This window comes from Pseudoalteromonas sp. NZS37 (assembly GCF_015864265.1).
Lineage (GTDB): Bacteria > Pseudomonadota > Gammaproteobacteria > Enterobacterales > Alteromonadaceae > Pseudoalteromonas > Pseudoalteromonas arctica.
This window is the reverse complement of sequence record NZ_JADYXL010000003.1, coordinates 179,766-191,697: the sequence shown is the minus strand read 5'-3', so window position 1 is coordinate 191,697 and position 11,932 is coordinate 179,766. Positions and strand designations below refer to the sequence as shown.

The window sequence follows — 11,932 nt, the reverse complement described above, 5'->3', positions numbered from 1 at the left end:
GAGTATAAAAAATTGTTCAAACCCAAGTTTATTAAGCAATGTGAATAATTATTTCAATAATAAAAATAAGTCAGCAAAGGATTAACATGGCTAACAATACACAAATAAAGATTTTAAGTAATACTTTGTGGGCAAAGTATATTGTTCTCATTTTATTTTTATTTTTAAGTAAGCCTGCCTCAGCTAACGGCGATTCATTAAGTGCAACTTTACATGCGCTAGACTTTGACACGACTCAAACCCTCATCAATAACATAAAACTAAATGAACTAGACTATCTTCAAAATGAAGACAAACTCACTCAAGCGTTTAAAATAAGCAAAGAGCAAAATTGGGAAAACCTTCATCTAGAAGCGGCCGCTTTGTATGCGGAGTTACTTTTTAGACAAGAAAAATACGAAGCGTTAAACACACACTTATCCTATTACTTAAAGAACAAAGAGTTACCAAACCAAAAAAGTGTATATTTATTATTTCTCGAATCACAACTCAAGTCTCTAGCTAGGGAGCCAAACCCAGCTCCAGCACAAACGCTAGCCACAAAATTAGAAGAGAGCTTGCAACAGCATTCAACTAAAGAAAAAATCATTATTTTACGAGCACTTGCTTACTATTACACCGATACAGATGCATTGAAAAAGACCCTAAATGTTGCACTAGAGGGGTTAGAATTAGCATTAAAAGATGACGATTCAGCATCTCAAGGATACTTTTTTAGAAAAATAGCCGATGCATATAATTATCTAAACGAAAAAGACAAAGCCGTATATTATGCAAAAAAAGCGGTTGCGGCATATGAGCAAACGCAAGATGGGCTTTTTACCTCAAAAGCATATTGGAGTTTAGGCAATGTATTGCTGGAGATTAAGAAACCTAAAGATGCCTTAATATACCTAGACAAAGCATTGCTCTATTTCAAAAAAGTTAATATGCAAAAAGGCTTAACCTTTGCTCAGTACTCAATTGCCAGTATTGAGTACTTACAAGCAAACTACGATAAAGCTTTAACTTTAACTAAAGAAAACATTGAGCTTGCTCGTTCTGCAGGTGTTTATGATATGCAACTCGCATCGCTCATTTTGTTAGCTGACATATATATAAAACTAGATTTAATTGATCAAGCAAATGAAGCAAACGATGAGGTGTTTTTAAAATTAGATAAATTCAGCCGCAGTATTTATAAAGCCGATTTTTTAAGTAAACGCTATGAGCTAAAGCGACGCCTTAACTACACTGACGAGGCTTTTGAAGCAATTGAACAAAAGCTCCTTTATACAAAAAAACACTACGAAGCAACCAGTGAAAATAATATAAAAACACTACAGATACAGTTTGAAGTAAAAGAAAAAGAAGAAAAAATACAGCAACTAGAGTACGCAAAAGATATTAGTGAGCTACAAGCTAAAGAAGAATATCATCAAAAAATAATTTGGCGACTTAGCGCTGCTATTGCGTTTATTTTAGTGATTGTTTCATTATTTTTATTTTATCGACAAGCTCGACAACGTCAAAAGTATCACGATATTTCATTAACAGATTACCTAACAAATTGCCCTAATCGAAGAGGAATAATGCGCGCAGCAGAAGCAAAGCTCAGTGAAGGTAAAATGACTATAGCAATTGTTGACTTAGACTACTTTAAAAAAGTTAACGACCATTTTGGTCACGATGTTGGCGATTTAGTTCTTATTGCCTTTGCAAAAGCTGCAAGAGAAACACTCTGTAATGATCATCAGTTTGGCCGTTACGGCGGCGAAGAATGGTTATTTGCACTAAATACGGCTGATGAACAAATAATTCGCGATATATTTAACCGACTCGCCATTAGCTTCGCCGAGCATTACAGTAATATAGAAGACTTTCCTACAGATACAAAAATCACTTTTAGTGCAGGAGCCTCTGTAAGTAGCCCTTTAAAAAGCACACTCGATATTCTTATTAAGCATGCAGATAAATTACTTTATAAAGCAAAAGAAAACGGAAGAAACCAAATCGTAGTTGATTAAATAAACACAGCTAAAAGTATTGGCTCACTTACTTGACTAAAGTTCGTCTAAAACCATTTGTTTAATTTTATGTGCTTTTACAAAATGATCTAATTTATGGGTGTGTATCCACCAAGTAGCAGCTTCCATAAGTAGCTCTGGATCGTCGTTTTTATTGGCAAAAAATGCATAAAAAGAAAGCCCTACATTTTCTCCTTTAACTGCTATTTTTTTATCGCATACGGTAATTATTTTTGCTCTTAGTTCTTCCCTCATACATACCTTATTTAGTTATATTTTTACTGTATATGTACTATTGAAATACACCATTTAAAAAGCCAACGATTAGCTGCAAAAGGCTTCTATCAACCAAGCCATGATTCTCAAGCTCTTTATTAGGCGTATTTACTTTTGTAGCTTTGCATTCATTATCTAATGTTCCATTTTTACGTGTATCGGTTTCGTATGCAATATCTGCTTGTTCCATACATTTTGCCGAGCCTGCGTAAGGCTGTGCCGCACAAGCGCTTAGTAATAAAAAAAGTGGAATTACTATCAACAATTGCTTCATAACCAATCCTATTTTTACGCAACTTATTTACTTTAAATCACAGCTGCAAGTTAGCCTATTTACTTTTCTACCACCATTACAAAAAATTCAAAAAAGAACGTACCGATAGCATCAAAAAAAGTGTCGTTTTTATCATCCTTTTTAATTTGTGCGCTAATGCATTCATTATAAACTTCTGAGCTTGTTTGAGCGCCATTTCGATCAACCATTTCAGCCTCTTCAATGCATAAGTTAGGGTCAGAACGCGAGGTTGTACTACACGCACTTAGTAAAGCGCACAGCAATAATGCGGCGATGGGGCTTTTTATGTTCATCCTTAAACTATCCTATTCAGTTAACGTGCTACCTGCATTTATACCTATATGTATTATATGTGGGAGTAATACATATAGGTTGTACCTAAATAATGTTGCTACTTTATCACTGCAATAAAATAAACAACCAGTAAATATTTGTAAGGTTCTGTAGGGATTTATACTCCCTTTATAATTGAACTATGTAAAATCCTGAAATTATTGCATTCATATCACTGTAAAATTTACAGTGATATGAGCATAAAAATAAAAAATCAAAATAAAAGCAATAAAATACATCAACTTAATATTTGGCATTTAGTTTGCACATTAGTGATATAAGCAAATAAATTGTAAAAGGATTAGTTATGAATATTTTTGAAGCACTACGTCACGATCATGACAAACAACGAGAATTAGTAGATGCGCTTATTCAAACGCACGGCGAAACAGAGAAGCGCCACACGCTAATGGACGAGCTAAAAACAGAACTAGAACAACACGCAAAATTTGAAGAACGTTACTTTTATAACCCACTTATGTTTGATGACTTAACTCATGAAAAAGCGCGCCACAGCGTAGCTGAACATCACGAAATTGATGAATTAATTGAACAACTTGAAGATACCGAAATGAGCTCGTCTGCATGGTTAGTTGCAGCTAAAAAGCTGCACCATTTGGTACATCATCACTTAAGCGAAGAAGAACACGAAGTATTTCAATTGGCTGGTAAAGCACTAACCGAAGGGCAAAAACAAAGCTTAGCAAAGCAATATAACGATGCAATGCACTAAATACTTTTTATTTGTGAGTAACTCTATTCACAAATAATTGAACCACCTTATATACACTCCCTTGTGTACTATTGGTTATAAGCCACTTGGCTTATAACCATTTTTTTAAGCCTATATGCTAACTCTTCTCTAGTAAGGGTGCTTCTGTCGGATCAAAAATTCGATAAGCCACTAGCTTCAAACCATCGTTAATAAAAAACCACACCAAAGCATATGCCCACACGGCAAGTGCCCACCCCCATCCTAGTGGGGTCATAAACATACCATAAACAGCAATAAGTGTTGCTATAACTTGCGTGCCAAATACGGCGACCATTAATATAGCAGACGGTTTAATAGACCAAAATGGACCTCGGGTACGCGCTAAAAATATAGTCAAATGCCCTGCTACAGAAAGTAATAAGTACATTAATGTTTGAAGATGAGGACGGTCGAGTTCAAATACTTTATCTCCCAAGTAAAATAAACCAAAGGCTGCAATTGGCCCTACAATTCCCAGCACAGATGCAATACCTAAAACGAGCCGCATATTCCATGTTTCGGGCTTATTTTGATAATGCACATTGTCGTATGCAATAGACAAAATGGCGGCATCGTTAAGTAAAGCAAGCATCACAATCATGACTGCTGTTAACGGATAAAAGTTAAAAATTAATATTGCCATTGTCATAAAAAGTAATACGCGCAGTGTTTCAGCAACCCTGTAAATAGCGTAACTGTTCATGCGTTGAAATATTTTTCGGCTTTCTTTAACTGCATCAATAATAACCGATAAGCCATCGGTCATTAACACAATTGATGCTGCTGAACGCGCTGCATCTGTAGCACCCGATACAGCAATGCCACAGTCAGCTTTTTTAAGTGCTGGCGCATCATTTACGCCATCTCCTGTCATGCCAACAATGTGCCCTCTATGCTGAAGCACATCAATAATATAGTATTTATGCTCAGGGAATACTTGCGCGAATCCATCAGCGCTCTCGATTGAGTCATCTAACTGTGTGGCTTGATGATGCTCAGTTGCACCAAATCCACTAGCATCAAGAATGTTTGTCCCTAAACCCAGTTTACTTGCAGTTTCGCGCGCAATGGCCACTTGGTCGCCCGTGACCATTTTAACGCTCATACCCATTTCTTTTGCATCGGCAATGGTTTGTATTGCTTCTTCACGCGGTGGATCAAAAAGCGGCAATACACCTATAAATTGCCATTTACCTTGCTCGTCTGTTTTAGCAACCGCTAAAGAGCGAAACCCACGTGCTGCAAATTCATCTATTGATGCCTCAACTTGAGTTTTAACTGCCTCAATATTAGCCGACAAAGCTAAAATAACCTGCGGTGCACCTTTGGTCACTTTAAATGTTTTGCCATCATCATTTTTAACGATTGCTTCAGTACGTTTGCTCACAGGATCAAATGGATGAAAATGCTCTATATGATAAGAATCTAGATGCTGCTCAGCTTTAACACTTTGTAATACTGCTAAGTCAATCGGATCGTTATTTTCTGAGCGAGATGCTAATGCCGCGTACAATATAACTTGCTCAGCAGAGCCTTTATTTATTGAGTTTTCGATATAAAACGGGTCACCTAACGTTAATAGGTTTTGTGTCAATGTGCCTGTTTTATCAGAGCACAGAATATCAACACCTGCTAGCTCTTCAATTGCAGCTAAACGCGTTACAACCACTTGCTTTTTAGCCAATAAACGAGCGCCTACAGCCATAGTAACTGATAGCACTGTTGGCATTGCGACTGGTATTGCCGCAACGGTTAATACCAGTGCAAACTGCAATGTGGTGATCATTGGATCATCGCGAAACAAAGCAACAATAACTATAAGCAGCACTAAAGCCGCAGCAAGCATTATTAAATAATTACCAATTTTAAGCACCGCACGCTGAAAATGACTTGCGGTTCGCTCCCCTTGCACTAACTGTGCTGTTTTACCAAAAAAGGTATTAGCGCCGGTTGCGTAAACTATTGCTTCTATTTCACCTTGGCGAATAATAGAGCCCGAATAAACAGTTTCACCCGCCGACTTTACAACCGGTAACGACTCACCCGTAAGTGATGATTGATCTACTTCTACTGGATCACCATTTAGCAAACGCGCATCTGCAGGCACTATATCGCCCATCCGCATTCTAATAACATCACCCGGTACAAGTTCGCTGGCACTTAAGTTTTGCCATTGAGTATCGCGGCGAACGCGTGCTTTGTTGGCTAATTTTGCTTTTAATGCAGCAATTGCATTACCCGCTTGATGCTCTTCCCAAAAGCCAACCAATACGTTAGACAGCAATAATACAAGAATAATAAAAAAATCAGCCCAGTGCTTAGCAAGCGCCGATAAAATAATAGCGGCCTCGATCATCCACGGTATTGGCCCCCAAAAGTAAGATAAAAACTTGAGTAATAAATTTGGTTTTTCTTCAACTAGTTCGTTAGGTCCATATTGTGCCAATCTTTGTGTGGCATCAGCTTGGCTTAACCCGTCGGATGATGTTTTTAGCTTTGCTTGTAATTGTACTAAATCAAGCTTGCTCCATTCATCGCAATTTTGATTGTGTGAAGACTTGTTCTCTGAACGATTTGATGACTGATGCGCCGACAAAATTTTAACCTTTTCCATACGAGCCTTCTATACAACATTGAGTTGAATAACTTGAGGTAATTAAAACCTACTAACCGTATAGCTAACATAAACTAAAGCTGTCGATATTGTTCTTACAAATATATTAACTTTGATCTAACGCAATATTTAAGATGAAATAATATAAAAAGGATTATTTTTAGAAGATGACAAAGAAATTGGATTATTAGAAGAAGTGCTCAAAGGCTATACATTGGGCTGAAATAGTAAATAACTCAGCCCAATGTATTTTTAGCTACAACCTTAAGGGTATAGCTATTGTTTTATTACTTTACAGTAAATTTTACGTCTTGGTCGCGTAATAAGTAAAGTGCGAAACACGCAGCCCACATTGGCCATGCAGTGAAGAATAATAAGTTATTAAAGCCATCTATATACTGGTTGTACGAAGAAAGCGTTGATAAGCCATGCATTACAAAAATGATACCGTAAGTTATACGCTTTTTAATACCCGCTAAAAATGCCAATACTAATACAAGTTGTAGAGCACCGATAACATAAGCAACTATGTCAGATGAGCCACTAATACCGTAAAAATGTTCGAAAATACGTGCGCTATGACCAGGGTTTACGAATTTATCGAACGTCCACATAACCATTACAATAAATACGCCTAAACGCAAAGATAAAAGTGACCATTGCAAACGGTTTTGCACATCAGAACTCATTGAACCTGTCATAAAATTTCCTTAAATGAATATTAATAAACGTTGAAGTAAGCTAGACCGTATAAGTTATTTTTTATTTCAAAAAAATTTAATTATTTTAAATAAAAAAGTAATTAAGCTTTGTAGTAATAAAAGTGAAGCTTATTTTAGGAATTAAAAAATGCTGCGTAAAAGTTAACAACTTTAAAATGTTAGCAGGTGAAAAGTAGTCTATAATTTAAAAAGCCCATTAAAAGCAAATATTTACATTCACTCTAATACAATCGCTGTATTAATATTTTATCAACTAATAAAACAATAGTACTTAATTACCAACTTTGTAATGCATCTGTTTTGTTATGTTCTAAAAAACAAAAAGAATCAAAATTTTACTGAAAGTTATTTTTAATCCTTTCGGTCTTTATCGCCAACAACATTTTAACCGTAGAGAGAAAACGTTTGAAACACGCATATTTAGCACTTTCCCTAGCCACCATATTAAATACACCACTTAATGCTTTTGCAGCCGAAGAATCAAAAACAACAAAAGATGGCGCAATAGAGCGCATTGAGGTGGCAGGCCAAGTTATTAAATCTCAAGGTCTTTCGGTTAAAAACGCCACTGTAGACGGCCCTTTTGGCGACAACTTAGCCCTACAAGATATAGCCCGCTCAGTCACACCAATTTCAAGCGAGTTAATAGAACAACTCAATATTACGACTTTACAAGATGTACTTGCAGTAAGCCCTAATACCTATTCAGCCAGTGGTTTTGGGGCACCCAGTTTACCTACTATTCGTGGGCAATTAGGTGAGCTTTTTCAAGATGGCACACGCCGCCAAGCCGGTAATAACGGCTTTGGTGTGCCCTTATCGTTCAACTCTATAGAACAGATAGACGTGGTAAAAGGCGCGCCGCCGGTATTATTTGGCTCAAGCCAACGCAACGGTGGTTTTGTAAACTTACATTCTAAAAAAGCATCAACTGACGAAAGTAAAGGCAAAGCAACTGTATCTGCAGGTCGATGGGATCAGTACAGTGTTTTAGTGGATTACAGTGCACCCATTGTAAAAGACAAAGTAGGTTTTAGAGTAAGCGCTGAACACATAGATAACGGCAGCTACTACGACTTTTCGGGCACAAAGAGCGACAGCTTATTTGCATCATTACGCGTATTACCCGATGACAAGAGCAGCTGGGATATTAACTTTGAGTTATACCAAGTTGAATTTACCGATAACGCAGGTATTAACCGCCCTACTCAAGCGCTAATAGATAATGGCCTTTATATTACCGGCCAAGGCGTGCAAGCAAATGGCAGCACAGTACCGGCAGCAGGTTCAATAATCTCACCAACTGGGCAAGTAAAAATAGACCGTAGTACAGTACTTACCGATCCTGATAATCAGAACGAAGCCACTACTTATTTACTACACAGCATTTATAAGCGTGAACTTTCCAACAACGCATCCATTAAAAACATCACGTATTTTCAGCACTTACAACGCGAAGAAATTGCACAAAATAGCTTTGTTGAAATTATAGATGGTGCCGATACCGCGCAAAACCGTACCGAGCTTACCTATCTTTGGAATAGCGACCAGCAAACAATTTTTGCATTTGATGTGCGTTATAACCGCGTATTAGGCTACAGCCAATTTACAACAGAAGCCGACTTACCTATTGATTTAACTGGCCCAATTTCAAATCGCCGCATTCCTTTAACTGATGTACAACAAGCGCGTTTAATTGAAATTAGCCCAGGTGTATTTGTATCCCCTGGTGGTCAATATGATATTAATAATGACGGCAGTGGCGACTTTAACTTATCAGACACTACCGATTCGCGCTCATGGCAAACAGGTTTTGCTATTCAGCAAGATTCTGATTGGACAGATAAGTTTCATACAAGCGTTGGCTACCGTATTGATTTTTATGACGTAGACGCGCACGACCCAATTGCGCCAGAGGGTGAAATTGCAGCTCGCGATAGCATTAATGATAAGCTACATTCGGGGCAAATAAGCTTTAACTACCGATTGAATGGTGATTACACCACTTATGGTGCAGCAAGTTACAACGAAGCCACATCAAATAGCATGGCTGGCGGCACGTCTCTTGGTGGCGACAACACAATTAGCGCACAAAACTTTTCAACCGAAAATACTTTAGTTGAATTTGGTTTAAAATACGCACCAACCGACAGCGATTGGTACGCCGATGGAGCAGTATTCAGCCAACGTCGTAGTTTACGTAATCGCGATGGTAGTAATACCGGCATTCGTACTACCGGCTTTGAAAGCCAAGTATTTTATGATGCTTACCCTTATTGGCTAAGTGCTGGCTACAGCTATATTGATGCTCGCTACGATAATTCTGCAAGTAGCCAAGATTCAGCTCAAGTAGCCGATGCATTTGACAACTCACGTCCAGATATTATTGAAGGTACCAGTGTTGGCGCACCTAGCTTTACCGCTTTTGCACCTTCAAACACCCGTGTACAGGGTATCCCTGAGCAATCGTTCAGCTTTAACGGAAATTATTCAATTAATTCGAAATGGCAAACGGGTTTTTCAGGTCTATATACAAAGAGTTACCCATTAGACTTTTTGGCGACAGTAAAAATTCGTGATCAGTACACACTAAACGTAAATACTAGCTATGCTTTTACGCCTAGTACCAAGTTACGATTAGATGTGAACAACGTAACGAATCAAAAAAACTGGCGCCCAGTATTTGAAGGCGGTTATTTTGGTGCAACTTTAGCTTTTCCTGAGTTGCCAATTAACGCCAAGTTAACCCTTACGCATAGTTTTTAAGAGAGAGAACATGATTAAAAAAATATTTTTATTATTGATTGCAGCGGCCGCCGTCGGCCTGTTCTTTCATTTTGACTTACACCAACTACTTACGCTTGATGGCTTAAAAGGGTCAATGGATCAGTTTAGCGATTACAAAGAGCAGTCACCGTTGTTGGTTATTGGTGGGTTCTTTTTACTATACGTAGTTGTAACTGCTCTCTCTTTACCAGGCGCCGCTATTTTAACACTTGCCGCAGGTGCATTGTTTGGCTTGGTAGAGGGTTTATTAGTTGCATCTTTTGCCTCAACTATTGGCGCAACGCTTGCCTTTTTAGTATCGCGTTACTTACTACGTGACACTATTAAACAACGTTTTCCTGAGCGCTTAGCCGCAATTGATGCAGGCGTTGAAAAAGAAGGTGGATTTTACTTATTTACTCTTCGTTTAGTGCCGGTGTTTCCGTTCTTTTTAATCAATTTACTAATGGGTGTTACCTCAATAAAGTCATGGACTTATTACTGGGTCAGCCAAGCAGGTATGCTAGCCGGTACATTTGTATTTGTTAACGCAGGTACGCAACTGGCGCAAATAGATAGCTTATCTGGAATTTTATCATTCAACTTAATCTTATCATTCGCTTTACTGGGCATTTTCCCATTCATTGCTAAAGGAATCTTAAACGTGTTTAAAAAACGTCGCGTATACAAAAACTACACTAAGCCTAAAAAATTCGACCGTAACATGATTGTTATTGGTGCAGGCGCAGGTGGTTTGGTAACAAGTTATATTGCTGCTGCTGTTAAAGCAAAAGTAACCCTTATTGAAGCCGGCGAAATGGGCGGCGACTGTTTAAACTACGGTTGTGTTCCAAGTAAAGCAGTTATTAAAAGCGCTAAAATTGCAGAACAAATTCGCCATGGTGAAAACTACGGCCTAGAAAACGCCACACCGCAGTTTTCGTTCAAAAAAGTAATGGCACGTGTACACAAAGTAATTGCAGATGTAGCACCACACGACAGTGTTGAGCGCTACACAGACTTAGGCGTAGATGTAGTAAAAGGTTACGGTAAATTAATAGACCCGTGGACTGTAGAAATTAAACTTAACGACGGTGGCACGCAAACACTCACCGCTCGTACTATTGTGATTGCCACTGGCGCACGCCCATTTGTACCGCCACTACCTGGTATTGAAGAAACTGGCTATGTAACAAGCGATACATTGTGGAATAAATTTGCAGAGCTAGATGAGGCACCTAAAAAACTTGTAGTACTAGGCGGTGGTCCAATTGGTAGCGAATTAGCACAAAGCTTTGCACGTTTAGGTTCAAGTGTTACGCAAATTGAAATGAGCGAACGTATCATGATCAAAGAAGATCTTGAAGTGTCTACTTTTGCTCACGAAGCGTTAACCGAAAGTGGCGTTAATATTTTAACATCGCACCAAGCACTTCGCTGTGAAACGCGCGATGGTAAAAAATATATTGTTGTTAAACATAACGACAAAGAAATAGATATTGAATACGACGAGCTATTATGTGCTGTTGGTCGAAGTGCGCGCCTTAAAGGTTACGGTCTTGAAGAGCTAGGCATAGAAACAAACCGCACAGTAGTAACTAACGAATACCTAGAAACACTGTACCCAAATATTTTTGCAGCAGGCGATATTGTAGGTCCATACCAATTTACACATGTGGCAGCCCATCAAGGTTGGTACGCAGCGGTAAACGGCTTATTTGGTCACCTTAAAAAGTTTAAAGTAGATTACCGTGTTATTCCGTGGACTACGTTTATTGACCCAGAAGTTGCACGTGTTGGCTTAAACGAGCAAGACGCAAAAGACAAAGGCATAGATTACGAAATTACTCGTTTTGAATTTGAAGAGCTAGACCGTGCAATTACCGATAGCGCCACAAAAGGCTTTATTAAAGTAATTACACCCAAAGGCAAAGACAAAATATTGGGCGTTACCGTAGTATCTGAACACGCTGGCGATTTAATTGCTGAGTTTGTACTGGCAATGAAACACGGCTTAGGTCTTAACAAAATACTCGGTACTATACACAGCTACCCTACTTGGGCTGAAGGTAACAAATACGCAGCAGGTGAGTGGAAACGCGCTCATGCACCTGAAAAAGTGCTTAACTTGCTTGAAAAATACCACACTTGGCGTCGAGGTTAATT

The 11,932-nt window shown here is 38.4% G+C and carries 9 protein-coding genes; 4 read left to right on the top strand and 5 right to left on the bottom strand.

Annotated features, from left to right (window positions below):
* The first annotated feature begins 86 nt into the window (after positions 1–86).
* On the top strand, positions 87–2,006 hold the full coding sequence (locus tag I6F47_RS06805) for a tetratricopeptide repeat-containing diguanylate cyclase (protein ID WP_197183559.1): 1,920 nt from the start codon (positions 87–89) through the stop codon (positions 2,004–2,006).
* Positions 2,007–2,042: 36 nt separating this feature from the next.
* Here the strand turns inward: I6F47_RS06805 and I6F47_RS06800 are convergent, their stop codons facing one another.
* The 3 genes from I6F47_RS06800 to I6F47_RS06790 are packed head-to-tail and all read right to left on the bottom strand — an operon-like array spanning position 2,043 to position 2,870.
* A complete protein-coding gene (locus I6F47_RS06800; protein WP_024600489.1) occupies positions 2,043–2,261 on the bottom strand; it encodes a DUF6500 family protein in 219 nt (72 codons plus the stop codon).
* A 37-nt stretch (positions 2,262–2,298) separates the two neighbouring features.
* Entirely contained in the window at positions 2,299–2,556 is a 258-nt protein-coding gene (locus I6F47_RS06795; protein ID WP_197183558.1) for a hypothetical protein, read from the bottom strand.
* Between the two features lie 59 nt (positions 2,557–2,615).
* The gene (locus I6F47_RS06790) at positions 2,616–2,870 is read right to left on the bottom strand and encodes a hypothetical protein (RefSeq protein ID WP_197183557.1); all 255 of its coding nucleotides are present in this window, start codon (positions 2,868–2,870) and stop codon (positions 2,616–2,618) included.
* 347 nt (positions 2,871–3,217) lie between these two features.
* Here I6F47_RS06790 and I6F47_RS06785 point away from each other — a divergent pair, with 347 nt between their 5' ends.
* On the top strand, positions 3,218–3,643 hold the full coding sequence (locus I6F47_RS06785; RefSeq protein ID WP_197183556.1) for a hemerythrin domain-containing protein: 426 nt from the start codon (positions 3,218–3,220) through the stop codon (positions 3,641–3,643).
* A gap of 118 nt (positions 3,644–3,761) precedes the next feature.
* Here the strand turns inward: I6F47_RS06785 and I6F47_RS06780 are convergent, their stop codons facing one another.
* Together I6F47_RS06780 and I6F47_RS06775 are read right to left on the bottom strand one after the other, a co-directional pair.
* Complete coding sequence (locus I6F47_RS06780; protein WP_197183555.1) at positions 3,762–6,278, bottom strand: plasma-membrane proton-efflux P-type ATPase; 2,517 nt, start codon at positions 6,276–6,278, stop codon at positions 3,762–3,764.
* Positions 6,279–6,565: 287 nt separating this feature from the next.
* Positions 6,566–6,979 (bottom strand): hypothetical protein, encoded by a 414-nt coding sequence (locus tag I6F47_RS06775; protein WP_007581772.1) that lies wholly within the window; start codon positions 6,977–6,979, stop codon positions 6,566–6,568.
* A 426-nt stretch (positions 6,980–7,405) separates the two neighbouring features.
* Between I6F47_RS06775 and I6F47_RS06770 the strand changes: the two genes are divergently transcribed.
* Positions 7,406–9,766, top strand: a complete 2,361-nt coding sequence (locus tag I6F47_RS06770; RefSeq protein ID WP_197183554.1) for a TonB-dependent receptor — start codon at positions 7,406–7,408, stop codon at positions 9,764–9,766.
* Positions 9,767–9,776: 10 nt separating this feature from the next.
* Complete coding sequence (locus I6F47_RS06765) at positions 9,777–11,930, top strand: FAD-dependent oxidoreductase (protein WP_101216402.1); 2,154 nt, start codon at positions 9,777–9,779, stop codon at positions 11,928–11,930.
* Positions 11,931–11,932 lie beyond the last annotated feature (2 nt).

Coding starts and splice junctions, on each gene's coding strand:
- I6F47_RS06805 (WP_197183559.1), top strand. CDS start 87: ATGGCTAACAATACACAAATAAAGATTTTAAGTAATACTTTGTGGGCA.
- I6F47_RS06775 (WP_007581772.1), bottom strand. CDS start 6,979: ATGACAGGTTCAATGAGTTCTGATGTGCAAAACCGTTTGCAATGGTCA.
- I6F47_RS06765 (WP_101216402.1), top strand. CDS start 9,777: ATGATTAAAAAAATATTTTTATTATTGATTGCAGCGGCCGCCGTCGGC.
- I6F47_RS06800 (WP_024600489.1), bottom strand. CDS start 2,261: ATGAGGGAAGAACTAAGAGCAAAAATAATTACCGTATGCGATAAAAAA.
- I6F47_RS06795 (WP_197183558.1), bottom strand. CDS start 2,556: ATGAAGCAATTGTTGATAGTAATTCCACTTTTTTTATTACTAAGCGCT.
- I6F47_RS06780 (WP_197183555.1), bottom strand. CDS start 6,278: ATGGAAAAGGTTAAAATTTTGTCGGCGCATCAGTCATCAAATCGTTCA.
- I6F47_RS06785 (WP_197183556.1), top strand. CDS start 3,218: ATGAATATTTTTGAAGCACTACGTCACGATCATGACAAACAACGAGAA.
- I6F47_RS06790 (WP_197183557.1), bottom strand. CDS start 2,870: ATGAACATAAAAAGCCCCATCGCCGCATTATTGCTGTGCGCTTTACTA.